We start from the raw sequence: 19,542 nt of genomic DNA on the forward strand, positions 1-19,542 counted from the left end.
AGGGGCTCGGGCTTTCACGGGGTCGGCCCTTACCGGGTCGCGTTCTACCGGGTCCGGCCCCTACGGGTCACACCAGTCGCCGTGCCGTCGCCCACCGGGTCAGCTCGTGCCGGTTCGACAGCTGGAGCTTCCTCAGCACCGCCGAGACATGGGACTCGACCGTCTTCACCGAGATGAACAGCTGCTTGGCGATCTCCTTGTACGCGTACCCGCGTGCGATGAGGCGGAGCACCTCGCGCTCGCGCTGGGTGAGGCGGTCGAGGTCCTCGTCGACCGGCGGGGCGTCGGTCGACGCGAAGGCGTCGAGGACGAACCCGGCCAGCCTCGGGGAGAAGACGGCGTCGCCTTCCTGGACCCGGAAGATGGAGTTGACGAGGTCGGTGCCCGTGATCGTCTTGGTGACGTAGCCGCGCGCACCGCCGCGGATCACCCCGATCACGTCCTCCGCCGCGTCCGACACGGACAGGGCGAGGAAGCGGACGGGCTGCTCGGCGTCGCTCATCAACGGGGCGCAGCGGCGCAGGACTTCGACCCCGCCGCCGCCCGGGAGGTGGACGTCGAGAAGGACCACCTCGGGGCGGGTCGCGGTGATCACCGTGACCGCCTGGTCGACGTCCGCGGCCTCGCCGACCACCTCGACACCGGTCTCGTCGGTCCGGCCGATCTCGGCCTGGACCCCCGTACGGAACATGCGGTGGTCGTCGACGAGGACCACGCGCACGTGACGCCCGCCCGCGCTCCCGCCGGTCGGCTCCGCCGGTTCGCTCGTCTCGGTCGTGTCGCTCATGACGTCTTCTCCGCCCTCTCCATCTCCAGCTCGACCTCGGTGCCGCCGTCCGGCACCGCGCGCAGACGTGCCGTACCGCCGTGACGCTCCATACGGCCGATGATCGATTCTCTGACGCCCATGCGGTCACCGGGTATCGAGTCGAGGTCGAAGCCCGGTCCGCGGTCGCGGACGGACACGAAGACCTTCTTCCCCTCCACCTCGGCGTAGACCTGCACGGCGCCGCCCTCGCCACCGTACTTGGCCGCGTTGACCATCGCTTCGCGCGCGGCCTGCATCTGGGCGCCGATTCTGTCGTCGAGCGGGCAGTCGCCGACCACGACGACTTCGATGGGGACGCCGTGCTTGTCCTCGACCTCGGCCGCGCTGCGGCGGACCGCCTCGGCGAGGGTGTCGGGTTCGTCGGCCTCGTCCTTGCCGGTGCCCCCCGGTTTGTAGAGCCAGGCGCGCAGATCGCGCTCCTGGGCGCGGGCCAGGCGGCGCACCTCGCCGGGGCTGTCGGCGTTGCGCTGGATCAGCGTCAAGGTGTGCAGCACGGAGTCGTGGACATGGGCGGCGACCTCGGCGCGCTCCTGGGCGCGGATGCGCATCAGGCGTTCCTCGGAGAGGTCCTGGGTCATCCGCACCAGGTACGGGCCGGCGAGCAGCGTGATGCCGACGAGGACCGCGAGGGCGGCCTGGAGGACCGAGCCGAGGTGGTCGGCGGAGCCCTGTAGCACGAAGATCGCGGTGGCACCGGCGGTGACCAGCAGGACGCCGCCGCCCGCGCGCAGCAGGCTGAGCGTACGGCGGCGGCTGCCGACCTCGGCCCAGCGGGCGCGGCGCGCGTTGTCCGCCTGGCGCCAGACGAGGGCGACGCCCGCGCCGACGAGGACGGTGGGGAAGAGATAGGCCTTCGCGCCGTTGCCCAGATTGACGTTGCCGACGAAGACCAGGGCCACGACGACCATGAGGAGCAGGGCGACGATCTGGCCCTTGTCGGGCTTGCGGGCGACGAGTCTGCGGCGGCCGTCCGGCGAGGTCTCGGTGGAGACGAGCGACGGGGGCCGCTGGCCGGCGACACCGCCGACGCCGAGCGGCACGAAGAACCAGAACGACGCGTACAACAGCGCGCCGAGTCCGTCCGCGAGGAACAGCCCGACGAACACCAGCCGCACCCAGATCACCGGCAGGCCGAGATGCCCGGCGAGCCCCCGCGCCACTCCGCCGAGCCAGCGACCGTCACTGCTGCGGTAGAGCTTGCGCGGCGGCCGCGGGTCCTCGACTGGCAATGCTGCGGCTTCCGGCATGCCACCGATGTTCACACGGCCCGCCGTTCAGGGCATCAGGGTCGACCCCCGAGACTCCCCTGATCTTCGAATCCGGCGGGCCGCGCCCTCGGAATCGGCGCGCGGCGAGCGGCTTTCGCGGAGTCGGGGACGCCGTCGAACACTCCCCCGGCCCGGGTCAGGGCGGATCTCAGGGTTCGGCCAGGGTTGTCCCGACTGCCATCGGCGGCTCGCGGCGGGCAGCATGGACGCATGACAGATCACGAGCGCGCCGCGACGGGTCCGGGACCCGGCTCCGGCCCGGCCCCGGAAGCGGGCGGCGGGCCGCGGGACGCCGTGCCCGGCGAGGGCACCGCGGCCGCGGCTCCGCACCGCTTCCGGCGGGACCGGCGGTCCAAGGTGCTCGCGGGGGTGTGCGCGGGGCTCGGCCGCCAGTGCGACATGGACCCGGTGATCTTCCGGATCACCCTCGCGGTGCTCTCCGCGACGGGCGGCATCGGCCTCATCTTCTACGGCTTCGCCTGGCTCTTCGTCCCGTACGAAGACGAGGAGGAGAACGAGGTCCGCAAACTCTTCACCGGCCGCGTCGACGGCCAGGCCCTGGCGGCCGTGCTGTTCGCGCTGGTGGGCTGCGGTGTGTTCCTGTCGATGCTGAGCAACGGGAGCGTGCTGACGTTCGCCGTCGTCCTCTCCCTCCTGCTGGCGGGCGCGGGGTACTGGTCGCAGCAGCGCGGCGCCCCCGACCCCGACCCGCTGGCCGCGCAGGCCGTCGCCGACGCGCCGCCGGAGGCTCAGGCACCGCCGGTGGTCACCTCCTATCCCTCCTGGTGGCGTGATCCGATCGTCAAGGACGGCACCCACGTGGGGGGCACAGGTTATCTGTGGGGTCCCGGCGACTCCCGCGACCGGGACATCGCGGACGTGGTCGACGCCCGGCTCTCCCCGTCGTACCCGCACTGGCGCGAGGACCAGCGCACCCCGCGCCCGGCGCCCCCGAAGCCGCGCGGCCCGCGCTGGATCGGCGGCTGGATCTTCCTTCTCGCGCTCGGCGCGGGAGCGGTCGGCACCGCCGCGAAATGGGACGACCAGGCGCTCGGCACCAGCCTTCAGGCGGGGCTGGCCTGTGCGCTCGTGGTGTTCGGCCTGGGGATCGCGGTCAGCGCGTTCCTCGGGCGGACGGGAGCGGGCTCGGTGTTCCTCGCGATCGTCACGGCCGGCCTGCTCGCCGCCTCGGCGGCCCTGCCCAAGGACCTCACCACGCACTGGGAGCGCGTGAGATGGCAGCCGGCGGCGGTCGCGGAGGTCCAGGAGAAGTACGACTTGGGGAACGGGGTGGGGACACTCGATCTGACCCACCTGCGCCTGGCCAAGGGCCAGGCGGTCGCGACGGACGCGGAGGTCGGCGTCGGACGGCTCCAGGTGATCGTCCCGTCGGACGTGACGGTGGAGCTGAATGTGGACGTGGGCGTCGGGGACATCCAGTTGCCCGGTGACGACAAGAAGGACGTGGACGTGGAGCCGGGCAAGCACCGGCAGGTCACTCTGACCCCGGCGACGGGCGTCAAGAGCACCGGCACGCTGACCCTGGACCTACATGTCGGCGTCGGACAGGCGGAGGTCAGCCGTGCTGCGTCATGAGTTCCAGCCCGGAAAGCTGGTCGCCGGCCTCTTCCTCGCCGCCGCGGGCGTGGTCTACGCCGGGGACGCGGGCGGCCTGTGGGTGACCGAGTGGTTCGCCGTGATCCCGCTGGTCACGGCTGGCCTGGTGCTGGCCGGTGTGGCGGCGGGCATCAACGGCGCGGTCCGCAGACGCCGAGGGGCCGCCCGCAGGAACACGGCCGACCCGGGTCCGGACATATCCGGCTGACGATCGCCTACGGACGGTGATGACGGCTGGCCCGGGACGGTCGGTCCCGGACGGCTGACGGCTGGGCGGAGCTACCGCCGCCGGTTCCCTCCTCGGGGACTCCGGGGACTCCGGGAACTCCGGGACCTGCCGGAACTTCCGGACCCGCCAGAACTACCGGTATCCCCCAGCCCGTTGCCTTCGCCTGCCGCGGATCACCGCGTCCAGGGAGAACATGGAGGCGCCCGCGAGGACAAGGGGCAGCCAGGCCATCAGATAGGCGAGGTCGTTGCCGTAGTAGTACGGGTCGTTGGCCCAGCTGATGGTCAGCCACAGGCTGAGCGAGATCAGTGCGCCGCCGAGGGCGGCGAGGCGGGCCAGCAGGCCGATCAACGTGCCGATGCCGACGGCGAGTTCACCGAAGGCGATGGCGTAGCCGAAGCCGACGGGGTTCTTCAGGGCCAGGTCGACCAGGGCCGGGATCGCCGAGGAGTCGCGGACCGCGCGCATCGTCTCGCCGATCGAGCCGGCACCGGAGGACTTCATGAAGGCGCTGTCGGTGAGTTTGTCCAGGCCGGCGTAGATGAAGGTGACGCCCAGGAAGACGCGCAGTGGGAGCAGGGCGTATCGGGTGGCGGTGTCCCGCCAGCTTCGGTCGCCGTCGAGGTACGGGGTTTGCGTATCCATTCGAGTGCCGTGAGTCATCGCCCTTAGCCGCCTCTCGCCCGCTGTGCCGTGACCCCTCAACTGACCATACGTACGAATAGGGGGACCCGCTCAATGATTCTTCAACCAGTTTTCGCGACCTTGGCACGGCTCAAGCGGTGGGCGGCCCGTCGAGGGCGTCAGTCCGTCACGTCGACGACGCAGGCGTTCGTCTCCACGCCCGCGGCCGTCACGACCTGTACTTCCACGCGGCCGGGTTCGACGTCGGCCGGGACCGGGACGGTGAGGAGGGTGTCCGTCGGGTTGGAGAAGCCGCCGGTGACCGGGACGAGGGGGACGTGGACGTTGACGGGGCCGATGCGGACGACCATGCGGGAGAGGCGGTCGGCGGTCTGGGCACCCGGGGGCACGAAGCCCGCGCCGCGGATCTCGATGTCGTCGCCGGTGCGGATGGGGGCGTCCAGGTCGCCCGCCTCGCGGGAGCGCACCACGGAGAGGATGACCGGCCGGCCGCCCTCGGCGTACTTGCCGGCCAGGTACGTCGCCGCCGAGATCAGCACCACGACCGCCAGCCCCCAGGGCAGGTCCGGCAGTTGGTCGGGGCGGCGGGCCAGGCGGACGGCGACGAAGACGAGGGCGACGGCGCTGATCGCGACGTACTGGATGTCGGCGAAGGTGCCGCGGCCCGCGTCGTCGGTGAGGAGGTCGGCCGCGCGGGGGCGGTCCGCGGGGACCTTCTGGAGGCGCTGGCCCAGCACCCGCAGGCCGACGACGCGGCGGACGAGCACCGCGATCGCGCAGACCACGGCGAGGACGGTCACCACACCGGCGGCGCGGGCGAGTTCGAGGCCGGAGATGAGGGCGTCGCGTTCGGCGTGGTCGGAGGCGGCGGCGAGGCGCCCGGCCAGGACCAGCACGGCGTACACCACGAACAGCACCCAGGACACGGCCACGGCACGGGAGGTCGACAGCCGGTTGTCCTCACCGATGACCGGGGCCAGCGCCCCGCCGCGCGCCCGGTGGAACCAGGAGGCCGCGGTCAGCGCACCGGCGACCAGGAGCGCGGCGAGCAGCCCGGCCGTGCGGGCCGCCGTCCAGCCCGCGCCGATCGCGGTGAGCGCCTGCACGAGGAGCAGGACGACGAAGGCGCCCCACACCGCGAAGGCCGTGCGGTGCCAGAGGCGGGCCAGCCAGGCGCCGCCCTCGGCTCGGCCGCGTTCGGCGACGACGTCGGCGGACTGGGTCAGTTCGTCCGAGACCCACTGCCGGGAGGCGGACGCCGAGTGCGCCACGGCCGCGGGCAGCCCCTCCCCTGCGGCGAACCCGTCCCGCTTGACGAGGAACGCGGCGACCGCGCGCCGGTGCCCCTCGCGTGCCCCGTGCGGGCAGTCCCCGCAGGTGCAGCCGCCTCCGTGGACACCGACGTGCTCGCCGCCCTGTCTCGCCTCCTGCACCGCCACGCCCGACGCCTGCCTTCCCCATGCCCCGCGGCCCGTGACCCCGGACCCTCGTGTTCGGCGGCCGGCTCCGAAGCCTTTGGCCACCGCCTTGCAACTCCCGTACGACAACAGCGGATTGTGCCCTACGGGACACGGCCCGCGTCCGGCAGGTCTGGTCAGCGCGGGTGAAGTGACGGCCGCCGTGTTGACCCGGCTGCGAGAATTTCCCTATGGCCGAGATCATCCAGCGCGACGGGACCTGGGCCTTCGACGGCACAACGGTCCGGATCACGCCGGGACTTCACCGCTCCGTGCCGCTGTTCCGGCAGACGTACGGGGAGATCACCGTGCCCCTCGAAGCCGTCGCGGGCGTCGTCTACGAACCGGAACGCAGACGTGGCCGCCTGCGGTTGAGGCTGCGCGAGGGTGCCGACCCGCTGCTCCAGGCGACCGGCGGACGGCTGCCGGACGCGGCGGACCCGTACCGGCTGCTGGTGGACATCGACCGGTCCGGGGTCGCCGAGTACGTGGCGGAGGAGATCCGGCACGCGCTGCTCCTCGACCAGATCCCCAAGGACCCGACCAAGGCGTATCTGCTGCCCGGGCCGCCGGTTCCGGTCTCGGTGCGCTCGTCCGACGGCACGGTGTCCTTCGACGGCGCGCAGGTGCGGATCGACTGGGCCGACACCTCGGAGCGCGTCAAGCGGGCCACCGGGCCGCGGATCGTCGCCGTGGGCGATCTGGTGCAGGTGGAGTGGCTGCCCAACACCGGTTACGAGGACGGGTTCATGCGGTTCGTGACCCGCGAGACGGTGTTCTCGAAACTGCCGCCGGAGAAGGACCCGTACGCCCTCGATCTGTGGGGCAGCACCCGCCGGGATCTGCTCACCGCGCTGGTCGCCACGGCGGTGACCTCGCGGCTGCCGCATCCGTCGGCGCGCGGCGAGGGCGAGGGCGACGGCGGGTTCGGGGACCGTCCGTCGCGGGCGGCCCGCGTCCCGCCCCCGGCCGACCATCACGACGTACTCCTGCGCAGGCTGCGGGAGTTGGGGGAGCTGCACCGCGACGGTGTGCTCACGGACGAGGAGTTCACGATGACCAAGGCGGCGGTGCTGCGGGGTTTCCGGTAGGTGCCTCAGCTGAGGAGGTCGGGTTCGCTGCGGCTGATGTCCTGCCACAGGGGCTGGTAGTTGATCCAGGCGACCAGGTCGCCGCCGGTCTGTTCGCGGGTGGCGACGGCGAGCTTGTGGTCGATGAGGAGGGGGCGGCCCGCGGCTTTGGCGAGGAGCTGGACCTGGGAGGAGCGCTCCATCGACAGGAACCACCAGGCCGCCGCGTCCACCGAGTCGCCCACGGTGAGCAGGCCGTGGTTGCGCAGCACGAGCGCCTTGCGGGAGCCGAGCGCGGCGGCGATCCGCTTGCCCTCCTCGGCGTCGACGGAGACCCCGCTGTAGGCGTCGTAGAGCGCGTGGTCCTCGTAGAAGGCGCAGCTCTCCTGGCTGATCGGGTCGAGGAAGTCGCCGAGGGCGGAGAGCGCGCGGCCGTGCACGGAGTGGCAGTGGGCGACCGCGACGACGTCCGGGCGGGCGGCGTGGACCTGGGAGTGCACGGTGAAGGCGGCCTGGTTCACATGGTGGCTGCCCTGGAGCACCTGGCCGTCCGAGTTGGACAGCACCAGATCGCTGACGGTGACGTGCCGGAAGGGCATCCCGAAGGGGTTGACCCAGAAGCAGTCGGTGAACTCGGGGTCGCGCGCGGTGATGTGTCCCGAGACGCCGTCCTCGAAGCCGAGCCGGCCGAACAGGCGCAGGGCGCCCGCGAGGCGTTCCTTGCGGTGCCGGCGTTCGTCCTCGACCGACTCGTGCATCGGCGGCATGGCGAACTGCAGCCGGTCGGTGGGCAGGGGGGAGGGCGGCGTCGGCCCGTGCATCGGTCCTCCAGCACTGGGTTCCTGGTTACCGGCGGAAGTTACCGTCGGTGAGGCGAAAAGGGCAGTGGTGTTCTGTAAAGATGCGGCACCAAGAGGGCCGGGCGGCCATTAATCCGGACAGTGGATGTCGGGTATCGGCGGGACAGTCACCGTATGACATCGAACTGGGCCGTATTCGTCGCCGCCGAACCCGAACTCGCCGCGACCGTGGAGAAGCGCTTCGGGGGCGGGGGTGCGGCGGTGTCCTCCGCGGAGTACAGACCGCACCACGTCCTCGCGACCCTGCGCAAGGACGGCTCGCCGCGGACGAGCGGGCTCGAAGTGCGTTTCCTGGACGGGGAGTTGTGGTTCGGGATGATGCCCGACTCGTTGAAGGCGCTGGATCTGCGGCGGGATCCACGGTTCGCGCTCCAGGCGAACCCAGGGGCGGGTACGGACATGGGCGGCGGGGACGTGCGGATCGGCGGGCGGGCGGTGGAGGTCACCGACCCCGGGGTGAAGGGGGCGTACAGCAAAGAGGTGGAACCGCCGGAGCCGTTCCACCTCTTCCGCACCGAGGTGACGGAGGTCGTGCGGACCTACGTCGAGGACGAGACGTATCTCGTCACTCAGGTCTGGCACCCCGGAGCGCCGGTGCGGACACTCCGGAGACGGTGACGGTGGGGACTACTCCCACTCGATGGTCCCCGGGGGCTTCGACGTGACGTCGAGGACGACCCGGTTGACGTCGGCGACCTCGTTCGTGATGCGGGTGGAGATCTTCGCGAGGACCTCGTAGGGCAGGCGGGACCAGTCGGCGGTCATCGCGTCCTCGGAGGAGACCGGGCGCAGGACGATCGGGTGGCCGTAGGTGCGGCCGTCGCCCTGGACGCCGACGCTGCGGACGTCCGCGAGGAGGACCACCGGGCACTGCCAGATGTCACGGTCGAGACCGGCCGCGGTCAGTTCCTCGCGGGCGATCGCGTCGGCCTCGCGGAGCAGGTCGAGGCGGTCCTTGGTGACCTCGCCGACGATCCGGATGCCCAGGCCGGGGCCGGGGAAGGGCTGGCGCTGGACGATCTCCTCCGGCAGGCCCAGTTCCTGGCCGACCATCCGGACCTCGTCCTTGAACAGCTTGCGCAGCGGCTCGACGAGCTGGAACTCCAGGTCCTCGGGCAGGCCGCCCACGTTGTGGTGGGACTTGATGTTGGCCGTGCCGGTGCCGCCGCCGGACTCGACGACGTCCGGGTAGAGCGTGCCCTGCACCAGGAACGCGACCTCGGGGCCCTCGTCCGCGATGATCTCGGCCTGCGCCTGCTCGAAGACGCGGATGAACTCGCGGCCGATGATCTTCCGCTTCTGCTCCGGATCGGATACCCCGGCGAGCGCGGTCAGGAACCGCTCCTCCGCGTCCACGACCTTGAGCTGGACGCCGGTCGCGGCCACGAAGTCCTTCTCGACCTGCTCGGTCTCGCCCTTGCGCATCAGGCCGTGGTCGACGTAGACGCAGGTCAGCTGGGAGCCGATGGCCTTCTGGACCAGGGCCGCGGCCACCGCGGAGTCGACACCGCCGGACAGACCGCAGATGGCGCGCTTGTCGCCGACCTGCTCGCGGATGAGGGCGACCTGCTCGTCGATGACGTTGCCGGTGGTCCAGTTCGGGGTGAGGCCCGCGCCGCGGTACAGGAAGTGCTCCAGGACCTGCTGGCCGTGCGTGGAGTGCATCACCTCGGGGTGGTGCTGGACGCCGTAGAGCTTCTTCTCGTCGTTCTCGAAGGCGGCGACCGGGACGACGTCCGTGGACGCGGTGACCGTGAAGCCCTCGGGGGCGGCGGAGCAGGCGTCGCCGTGCGACATCCACACCGACTGCTCGACCGGGGTGCCTTCGAAGAGGGTGGAGGACGCCTTGGAGACGTGCAGTCCCGTACGGCCGTACTCGCGGGCGCCGGTGTTGTCGACGGTGCCGCCGAGGGTCGTCGCCATCAGCTGGAAGCCGTAGCACATGCCGAAGACGGGGACGCCGGCCTCGAAGAGGGCGCGGTCCAGGCGGGGGGCGCCCTCCGCGTACACCGACGAGGGGCCGCCGGAGAGGATGATCGCCGCCGGGTTCTTGGCGAGCATCTCCGCGACCGGCATGGTGCTCGGCACGATCTCGCTGTAGACCCGGGCCTCGCGGACGCGGCGGGCGATGAGCTGGGCGTACTGCGCGCCGAAGTCGACGACCAGGACGGTGTCGGGGGCGGGGGTCGCTGCTGACACGGGGGCCTTCCGGCGGTTGGGCGGGGTTCTGGTCACCGATTCTAACGGGGCTCGGGCGGGACACCTGGTCGTCCCTGGGGACCCCGCCTCCCGGGACACCTGGTCGTCCCCGGGGGTCCAGCCTCCGGCCCCCCGGGCCGACGCCCGCGCACCGCCCGTCCCGGCAGGCCGCGAAGGCGTCCCACCCGCCCGGCCCGGCGGCCCGCACGGCCACCCTGAACCCCGCAGCCGTTCTGTGCCATACTCGCCCCCATGCTCACACACCCGACCTACCTCTTTACCTATGGCAACCGGCCCGCCGGCTGCCATGGTCGTGCTGCTTGAGCTACTGACAAGCGACTTCCCAGGCGCCCCGGGCCGACAGGTCCGGGGCGCCTGTTGTTTTCCCGGATCTGTCGCCCCGGGGTACCGCGTCCGTATCCGACAAGGAGCCCCCGATGACCGCCACCACGACCACGCCGACGACCACTCCGACGACCAGTCCCGAGCAGACGATCGCCGACGCCCGTGCCCGTATCGACGCCCTCGACGACCGCCTCATCGGGCTGATCCAGGAACGGGTCGCCGTCTCCGCCGTGGTGCAGGAGACCCGGATCGCGTCCGGCGGGCGGCGGGTGAGCCTCACCCGCGAGAACGAGGTCCTCCGGCACTACAGCGACGCGCTCGGCAAGCCCGGTACCGCCCTCGCGATGACGCTGCTCGAACTGTCCCGGGGTCGTATCTGAGTTCGGGCCCGCTCTCACCCGTACGGCGCGTGACCGGTCCCTGAACCGCTTCGTTGGTGGTGGTGTCCGTGCCAGCCAGGGGCGGGCCCGAAAGAACCACGCGTGGCTCACTGGGGCGATGAGACGTACGGAACGTGCCGTGCGTCGTGGGACCTCGCTCCAGGGTCGTGACCGGACGGCAGGGGACAGCAGCCCGGTCACCTCACCCAAGAGAACGGTCGGTCCCGGGGACGCCCGGGGCCGCCCGGCGGAAACTGCAAAAATGCACAAAGCCGGATCGAACGGTTGCGGAGGCCGCGTCCATCCAGCACGATGCGTAGAGGGCCCCGGAGGCTTCACCGTCCCCAAGTCCCGGAGCAGACAACCGTATTGCAGTGCACTGTTCCCCTGCCAAAGGTCGAGACCAAGCGCGCGCCCCGTGTGCGCCGGGGCGCCGACCCAGGGCACGCGAGACAAGCGGCGCAACCCCCCGGCGCCGCTTCCCAGGCACCGGCGCTGCCCTGACGTCGGTGCTGACGGAGAAGGGCCCCGCGGCTCCGTCCCGCGGGGCCCTTCGCTCGCCCTCAAGCAGCCCGCCGGCCCTCAACCGACTCGCTCGCCCTCAGTCACCTTCATCGTGACGGCGTCAAGTCAGCCCCCCCCGCCGCTCAGTTCGGCTACGTCCGGCTCACCGTCCCGCACGTCTCGTTCTCGCCGCCGATGTCCTTGCTCCGGTCGTACGGGTCCGTCGTCGGACCGGACGGCGCCGGCCCCGCGGGCTCCGACGTGGAGGGCGAGGAGAACTCCGGGTGGAAGTAGCCGTCGTAGATCTCGCAGGCGCTGTTGCCGAAGTCCGAGTTGTAGTGGTCGACGTGGAGGCGGCCGGACGTGACCTGGTAGCGGGCCGGGTCGAGGAGTTCGAGGTCGATCACGCGGCGGACGATGGTGCGGGTGACCTCGGTGGAGCCGTTCGTGCGGACGACCGGGTAGACGAAGGTGTAGTCGGTGTGGATCAGGACGCCGGAGTGCTCGCCCTCCTTGAAGGTGATCCGGCCGCGGGTCTTCACGACGTCACCGACGAGCCGTATGTGCTTGGGGTCGAAGCGGCTGAACAGATTCAGCGGGTCGTGGGTCTTCGCCGGGGTCTTCAGGGAGGTGTTCAACTCCTCGATCATCCCGGGCTGTTGGGGATCGAGCACTGAGAGCGCGGTTGCCGGGCGGGCACCGGCGAGCGTCTTCAGGTTCAGGTTGGCGTCGACGAGGAGCTTCTCGGTCTGTTTCAGGGCGAGTTGGACCTGGTCCTTGGAGAACACGCCCACCGCCTTGGCCTGGGGCAGGACGATACCGGCCTCGCCGTCCGCCCAGCTCAGCGCGGGTGAACCGGCGAACGGCCGGTCCAGCGTGGGGGTTTCGGGGTCCACGGCGGAGGGCGCGGCGGTCGGCGCCGCGGTCTCCGGCGCGAGCGGGGCGACGGCGGCGGGACTGCCGTCGCCGTTCTTGCCGCCCTTGCCGAAGGGGTCGCCCGGGATGACGGACGGCTTCATCGCGACCACGACGGCGGCCACGGCGAGCGGGACGCCGAGGACGGCCCACGCACGGCGTTTGCGCCCGGCCCGCCCGTTCATCTCCTGCCAGGCGGGACCGGTGCGCCAGCCCGGAGGCTCCTCGCCCTTGCCCGGCTTCAGCCGGCCGGTCACCTCACGGGCGCGGGCGGACGGCTCCTTGGGAGCGGAGGCGCGGATGTCGCGCTCCGTGTCACGGGCGAACTGTTCCCAGACATCGTCGGGGATCTCCGGGTGCGAGGGCGATTCCTCGGCGGGCTTGTCAGACACGTCCCCAAGTTCTAGACGTACCGAAAGCCTGTTCACAAGGCGAACCAGGGTGTGACGCAGCCCACATAAGAATTTGGTGAGAGTGGGTACAACCGTTCCCTCTCTTCCCGTGTCTCACCTGCGTAACCAAGGGCCACACCCGCGCCCCACACGCGGAGCCCTCCGCCCAGCGTGCTGCACTCTGCCGCAGCACACCGGACTTCTTGAGGACTTCATGAAGCTGCGCCGTGCCATGGCCGCGGCGGCCGCGACGGCCGTCATCGCTCCGCTCGCCCTGCTCTCCGCGCCCGCCGCGTTCGCGGAGGAGTCGCCGTCGGCGAGCCCGAGCGAGAGCGTGAGCGAGTCGGCGTCCGCGTCGCCGTCGGACTCGCCCTCCGCGTCGGCGTCCGACACCACGTCGCCGTCCGCCAGCACCCTGCCGGGCGACTCGGCCAGCCCCTCCGCGAGCACCAGCGCGTCCACGTCGGCCACTCCGTCGGCTTCGGCCGAGCCGAGCGGGGAGCCGACCGACCCGGATGTGCCGTTCTGTGACGACATCGACCAGGACTTCTCCACCGCCAAGGTGTCCGCGGACATCAAGGGTCTGCCGGGCAAGATCGTCGCGGGCGACGGCTTCCACAGCTTCAAGCTGACCGTGACGAACGACTCGAAGACCACGGTCGACGGCGTCGCCTTCTACGCCGAGGTCGAGAACTACGAACTCGACGAGTCGAAGTACCTGAGCCCGTACGTCGACCTGGAGTTCAAGAACCCCGAGTCCGGCAAGTGGGACCGGATCGGCGACGACGAGTGGGCCGGTGACTACTTCTTCTACGTCAACGCCCTGAAGTCCGGGAAGAGCGAGTCCGTCGACCTGCGCGTCAGCATCAGCGCGAAGGCCCCGGCCGGCGACGCCTACTCCTTCGGTTCCGGCGCCTACCTCGACAACGTCAAGGGCCAGGACTGCATCGCCGAGGGCTGGGCGCAGTACGACTTCGAGGTCCTGAAGGCCGGCACCTCGAACACCGACCCGGGCACCGCCACCCCGAGCACCGGTGACAAGGACACCTCGGTGAAGAAGCCGCAGGGCGAGGTCTCCGACCTCCCGACCGGCAACCTCGCCGAGACCGGCTCCAGCTCCGCACTCCCGATGATCGGCCTCGTGGGCGGCGCCGCCGTCGTCGCGGGTGCCGCCACGGTGGTCATGGTGCGCCGCCGCAAGAGCGGGGCGAGCGCGTAACACGTAGCTCACCGCACGAAGAAGGACCTGCGCTCGGAGGGGGGCGCAGGTCCTTCTGTCTGTAGCGGGTCCTTCTCTGTAGGGGCCCTTCTCCGTGTGGGGCCTTCTGTCTGTACCGGCGGCTGCTTCAAGTACCGCCGATCGCCTGCGCGTCAGACCGTCTCCTACGGCTTCGGCGGCACCGTCGGCATCCCCAGGAACGGCAGCTTCAGCTCGCCGAACGCGCCCTCGGGAACCGCCGGTCGACGCGGCTCCACCGGCTTCAGGCGTTCGTACGACAGCCCTTGCTCGGGGCGCGGGTCCGGCTCGCCCTTGTTGGGCCAGTACGACATCGCGCGCTCGGCCTGTGCCGTGATGGTGAGGGACGGGTTGACGCCGAGGTTCGCGGAGACCGCCGAGCCGTCGACGACCGAGATACCGGCATGGCCGTAGAGCCGGTGGTACGGGTCGATGACGCCCGTCTCGCGGGAGGCGCCGATGGGGCAGCCGCCGAGGAAGTGCGCGGTGAGCGGGGTGCCCATGAGTTCGCCGACGTTCGAGCCCGGGAAGCCGTTGATCTCGGCGGCGATCGCGGCCGCGCCCTCCGAAGCCGCCCTGATCTGCTTGGGGTTGGGGGCGCCATGACCCTGACGAGCCGTCAGAAGTCCCTTCCCCACGCCGTCCGGTTTCAGGTACGTCGTCAGGGAGTTGTCCAGCGACTGCATCACCAGGCCGATGATGGTCCGCTCCGACCAGCGGCGGTTGGAGAGCGAACGCAGGACCAGGAGCGGGTGCCTGGCCGCGTTCGCCAGCCAGGCCAGTGCCCTCGACGAGCCCTCCGCGTAGGGGACTTGGAGGATCGAGAGGCCGCCCATCGAGTTGGAGCCCTTGCCGTAGCGGACCGGTTCGATGTGGGTGTTCTCGTCCGGGTGGATCGAGGAGGTGATGGCGACCCCGCGCGTGAAGTCGACCTGCGGGGAGCCGGTCGCCTTGCGGTACCGGCGGCCGGTCGTCTGCGCGCCGACCAGCGCCTCCGAGTTGGTACGGGTCAGCTCGCCCAACTTCTCCGAGAGGTACGGCAGTTGACCGCCCGCCTTCATACGGTGCAGCAGGGTCTGGGTGCCGTAGGTGCCGGCGGCGAGGACGACACGGCGGGCCTTGAAGGTGCAGCCCTTCGACGACTTCCTCGCGTCCGTGGGCAGGGTCGCCACCGCGTAGCCGCCCTGCGAGTCGTCCGTGACCGACACGACCGTCGTCATGGGGTGGACCGTCGCGCCCGCCTTCTCGGCGAGGTGGAGGTAGTTCTCGTTCAGGGTGTTCTTCGCTCCGTGACGGCAGCCCGTCATGCACTCGCCGCACTCGGTGCACGCCTTGCGGGCCGGGCCCGCGCCGCCGAAGTAGGGGTCGTCGACCTGCTCGCCGGGGCGGGCCTTCGCCGTTCCCCCGGCGTCCTCGCCGTCGCCGAAGAAGACGCCGACGGGCGCCATGTGGAAGGTGTCTCCTACGCCCATGCGCTGGGCGGCGGCCTTCAGGTGGACGTCCGACGGGGTCATCGTCGGGTTGAGGCGTACGCCGAGCATGCGGCGGGCCTGGTCGTAGTACGGGGTCAACTCCTCTTCCCAGTCGGTGATGTCGCGCCACTGGGGGTCCTCGAAGAACGGCTTCGGGGGGACGTAGAGGGTGTTGGCGTAGTTCAGGGAGCCGCCGCCCACGCCCGCGCCGGCGAGGACCATGACGTTGCCCAGGAGGTGGATGCGCTGGAGGCCGTACATGTGGAGCTTGGGGGCCCAGAGGTAGTTCTTGAGGTCCCAGGAGTTCTTGGGGAGCGTCGCGGGGGTGAAGCGGCGGCCCGCTTCCAACACCCCTACCTTGTAACCCTTTTCGGTCAGGCGCAGGGCAGTCACCGAGCCGCCGAAGCCTGATCCGACGACTATGACGTCGTAGTCGTAGGTGTCCTGGGGCACGGGTTCTCCTCTTTGAGTTTCGCGTGCGGGTCGTCTGTGGCTGGTCGCGTCTACGCGGCGGAGCCGCATACCGATGCGGCCCCGCGCCCCTGAAAGCACCTCACCTGAGCCGGAATACCTTCATCGCGCGCAGACTGCGGCTCATGAACTGGGCGTACGCCTCGTCGGTCATTCCCAGGGAAGGGGCCATCGGCAACAGCCTTTGCTGGGCGATGGTCTGGGCCTCCGTGTACTTGAGGATGCCCTCGGAGCCGTGGCGGCGGCCGAGGCCGGAGTCCTTCATGCCGCCCATGGGGGACTGGACACTGCCGTAGGCGGAGGCGTAGCCCTCGTTGACGTTGACCGTGCCGGTGCGCAGGCGGGCGGCGATGGCGCGGCCGCGGCTGCCGTCCTTCGTCCAGACGGAGGAATTGAGGCCGTAGGGCGTGGAGTTGGCCTTCTCGACCACCTCGTCCTCCGACGTGAAGCGGTACACGGAGACGACCGGGCCGAAGGTCTCCTCGGTGCAGACGGCCATGGGGGCCTCCACGCCGTCGAGGATGGTCGGCTCGAAGAAGTACGGGCCGATGTCCGGGCGGGCCACGCCACCGGCCAGCACCTTCGCGCCCTTGGCGACCGCCTCGTCCACATGCCGGGTGACGGACTCCAACTGCCGCTCCCCCGCGAGCGATCCCATGTCCGCGCCGTACGCGAGGGACGTGCCGAGGCGCATCGCCCTGGTGCGGGCGGCGAAGCGCTCCAGGAAGGTGTCGGCGATCGACTCGTGGACGTACAACCGCTCGATGGAGACGCAGAGTTGGCCGGCGGAGGAGAAGCAGGCGCGGATCGCGCCCGCCGCCGCCTTCTCGATGTCGGCGTCCTCCAGGACCACCATGGCGTTCTTGCCGCCGAGTTCGAGGGAGACGCCGACCAGCCGGGCGGCGGCGGCCTGCGCGACCTCGCGGCCGGTGCGGGTGGAGCCGGTGAACGAGACGTAGTCGGCGTGCTGGACGACCTCGGGGCCGACGACCGGGCCCTCGCCGAGGACGATCTGGAAGACCTCGGCGGGCAGACCGGCCTCGATGAGGAGGTCACGGGCCCAGAGAGCCGTCAGGCAGGTCTCGGTGTCGGGCTTCATCACGACCGCGTTGCCCGCCGCGAAGGCCGGAAGCGCGTCGCCGACGGAGAGTTCGAGGGGGTAGTTCCAGGGGGCGATCTGGCCGACCACCCCGCGCGGGTGCCGGAGTTCGGTGACCTTGGTGAGGGTCGGGACGGCGCCGGTGTGCCTCTTCGGCTTGAGGTAGGCGGGGGCCTTGCGGCCGTAGTGGCGGGCCGCGACGGCGACGGCCTGCACCTCCTCGTGCGCGTGCAGCCTCGCCTTGCCGGTCTCCAGCTGGATCAGGTCGAGTACCTCGGCCTGGCGGGCGAGGACGAGATCGTGGAAGCGGAGCAGGACGGCCGCGCGCTGCCGTACCGGCGCCTGCGCCCACAGGGCCTGAGCGGCGCGGGCCGCGTCGAAGGCCTTCGCCACGTCCTCGGGGGTGGACTCGGGCAGGTCCGCGAGCTTCTCGCCGGTGAACGGCGAGTGGTTGGCGGTCCGGCCGGAGCCGACCACACCCTTCGTGAGCTGGGCGATCAGCTCCGGGGTGACCACATCGGCGGCGGTACGGGCGCCTGTGGGGGCCGGCGCGAGGGGGTTCGTGCCGGTCGTCGTTTCCGTGCCGGTCTTTTCCGGGGCCTGCGAGTCCGTCATGTGCCGCAGGGTATGCCGCTGCGAGAGGTTTGGGTACCCGTCGGTAATCGGGATTCACGCAGTACTCACATCACGCCAGTGATCACTGGCAACGAACACCCTGATCAGGGCGTTGTACGGCGATGATCACCCCCGCATCGCCACCGCATCACTTTCCGGCAAGGGTGAGCCGGTCGCGGGCGCCCTTGAAGAGCGCGGTCCCCTCCTTCTCGTCCGGGGTGCCCTTGGGCATGTCCACGCGCAGTTCGTACATACGGCCGTCCGCGGTGCGGATGATCAGCGCCATGACGCGGGTCGGGACGCCGGAGCCGTCCTGGACGGTGTCGGCGAGCACCGCGTCCTTGTTCCCCCGGAAGCTCGTGCGGGTGTACTGCGGATTCGACGTGCCCCGCGTCAGGGCGTGCGCCTCGGTGAGGGGGGAGGAGGAGGTCCCGGCCCGTTCGGTGAGGCGGACGCGGAGGACGCCGGTGGCGGTGGTGGCGTATGTGACCACGCGGGTGCCGGATTCCGTCTGCGCGGCGACGCGCTTGTACGGGGACGGGAGGTAGAGGACCGCGGACATCTTCCGCTCCGGGTGCGCTGTCCACGGACGGCTCGACTCGCTGTCGGCCGTTTCGAGCAGATTGTCGACGACCGTCCCGAGGACCAGACCCGTCAGGAGGAGAGCGCCGAGAACGAGGAGGAGCGGGCGGACCCAACGGGGGCGCTGGGAGCGGGACTTGGGAGTGGATATGGATTCGGCGTCGGGATCGGGCGCGGATTCGGGATCGGGTGCGGCTTCGAGGTCGGGTGTCGGTTCGAGGTCGGGCGCGGCTTCGAGGTCGGGTGTCGGTTCGAGGTCGGGCGCGGCTTCGAGGTCGGGTGTCGGTTCGAGGTCGGGCGCGGCTTCGAGGTCGGGTGCGGGTCCGGTCGCGGGCTCCGCTACGACGGCTGCGGCGTCGGGCGCCTCCACGACCGCCGCCTCAGGCGCCCCCTCCGACTTCTCCTCCCGCATCTCCTCCGGCAGATCCTCGGGCACCGCGTCGGGCACCGCATCGCTCGGAACCGTGGGGACCGGCCGATCCGGTACGTCCTTCCCCTCGGCCACCGCGTCCAGTACCGCGCCGACCTCCTCCGCCGCGGGCCGCGCCTCCGGCTCCCGCGCCAGCATCCGCAGGATCAGCGGGCCGAGGGGCCCCGCGCGGGTCGGTTCGGGCGGGTCGGCGGCGAGGATCGCGCCGAGGGTGGACTCAACGGTCGTACGGCGGAAGGGAGATGCCCCTTCGACGACCGCGTACAGCAGGACGCCCAGGGACCACAGGTCGGAGGCCGGGCCCGCTCCCGCGACCGTGCCCGACATGCGCTCGGGGGCGATGAATTCGAGGGAGCCGACGAACTCCCCGCTGGCGGTGAGGGATTCCTCGCCCTGGATGTGGGCGATGCCGAAGTCGGTGAGGACGACGCGGTCGTGCGGGCCGAGGAGGACGTTGGCGGGTTTGACGTCCCGGTGCACGATCCCGACGGAGTGCGCGGCGCACAGGGCGCCGAGGACGGCACGGCCGATGCGGGCGGCTTCGGCGGGGGCGACGGGGCCGCGGGCGAGTAATGCGTGCAGCGACTCACCGCGCACCAACTCCATGACGATCCACGGGAGTTCGTCCTCGATGACGACATCGTGGATGGTGACGGCGGAGGGATGGTCGACCCGGGCAGCGGCGCGGGCCTCGCGGTAGAGCCGGTGGGCGGCGCGCTGGAACTCCTCGTCCTCCGGGTCACCGGGCAACCGCGGCTGCTTCACGGCGACTTCGCGGTCGACGAGTTCGTCGAACGCCCGCCAGACGGTGCCCATGCCGCCGGAGCCGATCCGTTCGAGCAGCCGGTAGCGACTGCCGACCAGACGTCCGTCGCGCACCTGTTCGCCGACTTCGCTCATGCCCCATCAGTACCGTGCCGGATACG

Annotated in this window: 16 protein-coding genes; 6 read left to right on the top strand and 10 right to left on the bottom strand. The window is 71.1% G+C overall.

Annotated features, from left to right (window positions below; all coding sequences use genetic code 11):
- Positions 1-67: 67 nt before the first annotated feature.
- Together ACIRB1_RS12085 and ACIRB1_RS12090 are read right to left on the bottom strand one after the other, a co-directional pair.
- Positions 68-787: a response regulator transcription factor gene (locus tag ACIRB1_RS12085; RefSeq protein ID WP_366316411.1), complete on the bottom strand. Its 720-nt coding sequence runs from the start codon at positions 785-787 to the stop codon at positions 68-70.
- Positions 784-2,076: a PspC domain-containing protein gene (locus tag ACIRB1_RS12090; RefSeq protein WP_352182038.1), complete on the bottom strand. Its 1,293-nt coding sequence runs from the start codon at positions 2,074-2,076 to the stop codon at positions 784-786. Before ACIRB1_RS12090 ends, ACIRB1_RS12085 begins: the two co-directional genes overlap by 4 nt.
- Before the next feature lie 231 nt (positions 2,077-2,307).
- Between ACIRB1_RS12090 and ACIRB1_RS12095 the strand changes: the two genes are divergently transcribed.
- Together ACIRB1_RS12095 and ACIRB1_RS12100 are read left to right on the top strand one after the other, a co-directional pair.
- Positions 2,308-3,693: a PspC domain-containing protein gene (locus ACIRB1_RS12095; RefSeq protein WP_403465453.1), complete on the top strand. Its 1,386-nt coding sequence runs from the start codon at positions 2,308-2,310 to the stop codon at positions 3,691-3,693.
- Positions 3,680-3,922, top strand: coding sequence for a hypothetical protein (locus tag ACIRB1_RS12100; RefSeq protein WP_403465454.1), 243 nt, complete (start codon positions 3,680-3,682; stop codon positions 3,920-3,922). Before ACIRB1_RS12095 ends, ACIRB1_RS12100 begins: the two co-directional genes overlap by 14 nt.
- A 153-nt stretch (positions 3,923-4,075) precedes the next feature.
- Here the strand turns inward: ACIRB1_RS12100 and ACIRB1_RS12105 are convergent, their stop codons facing one another.
- Positions 4,076-4,606, bottom strand: coding sequence for a DoxX family protein (locus ACIRB1_RS12105; RefSeq protein ID WP_403465455.1), 531 nt, complete (start codon positions 4,604-4,606; stop codon positions 4,076-4,078).
- A gap of 140 nt (positions 4,607-4,746) precedes the next feature.
- Positions 4,747-6,027, bottom strand: coding sequence for a hypothetical protein (locus ACIRB1_RS12110; RefSeq protein ID WP_403465456.1), 1,281 nt, complete (start codon positions 6,025-6,027; stop codon positions 4,747-4,749).
- A gap of 209 nt (positions 6,028-6,236) precedes the next feature.
- Between ACIRB1_RS12110 and ACIRB1_RS12115 the strand changes: the two genes are divergently transcribed.
- Positions 6,237-7,136: a DUF4429 domain-containing protein gene (locus ACIRB1_RS12115; protein ID WP_403465457.1), complete on the top strand. Its 900-nt coding sequence runs from the start codon at positions 6,237-6,239 to the stop codon at positions 7,134-7,136.
- A gap of 5 nt (positions 7,137-7,141) precedes the next feature.
- Here the strand turns inward: ACIRB1_RS12115 and ACIRB1_RS12120 are convergent, their stop codons facing one another.
- The gene (locus ACIRB1_RS12120) at positions 7,142-7,936 is read right to left on the bottom strand and encodes a class II aldolase/adducin family protein (RefSeq protein ID WP_403465458.1); all 795 of its coding nucleotides are present in this window, start codon (positions 7,934-7,936) and stop codon (positions 7,142-7,144) included.
- Between the two features lie 153 nt (positions 7,937-8,089).
- Here ACIRB1_RS12120 and ACIRB1_RS12125 point away from each other — a divergent pair, with 153 nt between their 5' ends.
- Positions 8,090-8,593 (top strand): pyridoxamine 5'-phosphate oxidase family protein, encoded by a 504-nt coding sequence (locus ACIRB1_RS12125; protein ID WP_403465459.1) that lies wholly within the window; start codon positions 8,090-8,092, stop codon positions 8,591-8,593.
- A 9-nt stretch (positions 8,594-8,602) separates the two neighbouring features.
- Here the strand turns inward: ACIRB1_RS12125 and guaA are convergent, their stop codons facing one another.
- Complete coding sequence (guaA, locus tag ACIRB1_RS12130) at positions 8,603-10,174, bottom strand: glutamine-hydrolyzing GMP synthase (protein ID WP_366316429.1); 1,572 nt, start codon at positions 10,172-10,174, stop codon at positions 8,603-8,605.
- Positions 10,175-10,611: 437 nt separating this feature from the next.
- Here guaA and ACIRB1_RS12135 point away from each other — a divergent pair, with 437 nt between their 5' ends.
- Positions 10,612-10,899, top strand: coding sequence for a chorismate mutase (locus tag ACIRB1_RS12135; RefSeq protein WP_403465460.1), 288 nt, complete (start codon positions 10,612-10,614; stop codon positions 10,897-10,899).
- Between the two features lie 656 nt (positions 10,900-11,555).
- On the opposite strand, the gene ACIRB1_RS12140 is transcribed toward ACIRB1_RS12135, so the two are convergent.
- Positions 11,556-12,710: a hypothetical protein gene (locus ACIRB1_RS12140; RefSeq protein WP_403465461.1), complete on the bottom strand. Its 1,155-nt coding sequence runs from the start codon at positions 12,708-12,710 to the stop codon at positions 11,556-11,558.
- Between the two features lie 214 nt (positions 12,711-12,924).
- Here ACIRB1_RS12140 and ACIRB1_RS12145 point away from each other — a divergent pair, with 214 nt between their 5' ends.
- Positions 12,925-13,929: an LAETG motif-containing sortase-dependent surface protein gene (locus ACIRB1_RS12145; protein ID WP_352182028.1), complete on the top strand. Its 1,005-nt coding sequence runs from the start codon at positions 12,925-12,927 to the stop codon at positions 13,927-13,929.
- A 164-nt stretch (positions 13,930-14,093) separates the two neighbouring features.
- On the opposite strand, the gene ACIRB1_RS12150 is transcribed toward ACIRB1_RS12145, so the two are convergent.
- The 3 genes from ACIRB1_RS12150 to ACIRB1_RS12160 form a co-directional block, all read right to left on the bottom strand.
- Positions 14,094-15,872 (bottom strand): GMC oxidoreductase, encoded by a 1,779-nt coding sequence (locus ACIRB1_RS12150; RefSeq protein WP_403465462.1) that lies wholly within the window; start codon positions 15,870-15,872, stop codon positions 14,094-14,096.
- A 100-nt stretch (positions 15,873-15,972) separates the two neighbouring features.
- A complete protein-coding gene (locus ACIRB1_RS12155; protein ID WP_403465463.1) occupies positions 15,973-17,604 on the bottom strand; it encodes a succinic semialdehyde dehydrogenase in 1,632 nt (543 codons plus the stop codon).
- A gap of 148 nt (positions 17,605-17,752) precedes the next feature.
- On the bottom strand, positions 17,753-19,516 hold the full coding sequence (locus ACIRB1_RS12160) for a protein kinase (protein WP_403465464.1): 1,764 nt from the start codon (positions 19,514-19,516) through the stop codon (positions 17,753-17,755).
- Positions 19,517-19,542 lie beyond the last annotated feature (26 nt).

Source organism: Streptomyces sp. NPDC096013 (assembly GCF_044763565.1).
Classification (GTDB): domain Bacteria; phylum Actinomycetota; class Actinomycetes; order Streptomycetales; family Streptomycetaceae; genus Streptomyces.

What these genes read in the sequence shown, in the direction of transcription:
- ACIRB1_RS12120 (WP_403465458.1), bottom strand. Translation starts at nt 7,936, where the DNA reads ATGCACGGGCCGACGCCGCCCTCCCCCCTGCCCACCGACCGGCTGCAG.
- ACIRB1_RS12095 (WP_403465453.1), top strand. Translation starts at nt 2,308, where the DNA reads ATGACAGATCACGAGCGCGCCGCGACGGGTCCGGGACCCGGCTCCGGC.
- ACIRB1_RS12085 (WP_366316411.1), bottom strand. Translation starts at nt 787, where the DNA reads ATGAGCGACACGACCGAGACGAGCGAACCGGCGGAGCCGACCGGCGGG.
- ACIRB1_RS12160 (WP_403465464.1), bottom strand. Translation starts at nt 19,516, where the DNA reads ATGAGCGAAGTCGGCGAACAGGTGCGCGACGGACGTCTGGTCGGCAGT.
- ACIRB1_RS12090 (WP_352182038.1), bottom strand. Translation starts at nt 2,076, where the DNA reads ATGCCGGAAGCCGCAGCATTGCCAGTCGAGGACCCGCGGCCGCCGCGC.
- ACIRB1_RS12115 (WP_403465457.1), top strand. Translation starts at nt 6,237, where the DNA reads ATGGCCGAGATCATCCAGCGCGACGGGACCTGGGCCTTCGACGGCACA.
- ACIRB1_RS12135 (WP_403465460.1), top strand. Translation starts at nt 10,612, where the DNA reads ATGACCGCCACCACGACCACGCCGACGACCACTCCGACGACCAGTCCC.
- ACIRB1_RS12155 (WP_403465463.1), bottom strand. Translation starts at nt 17,604, where the DNA reads ATGACGGACTCGCAGGCCCCGGAAAAGACCGGCACGGAAACGACGACC.
- ACIRB1_RS12105 (WP_403465455.1), bottom strand. Translation starts at nt 4,606, where the DNA reads ATGACTCACGGCACTCGAATGGATACGCAAACCCCGTACCTCGACGGC.
- ACIRB1_RS12125 (WP_403465459.1), top strand. Translation starts at nt 8,090, where the DNA reads ATGACATCGAACTGGGCCGTATTCGTCGCCGCCGAACCCGAACTCGCC.
- ACIRB1_RS12145 (WP_352182028.1), top strand. Translation starts at nt 12,925, where the DNA reads ATGAAGCTGCGCCGTGCCATGGCCGCGGCGGCCGCGACGGCCGTCATC.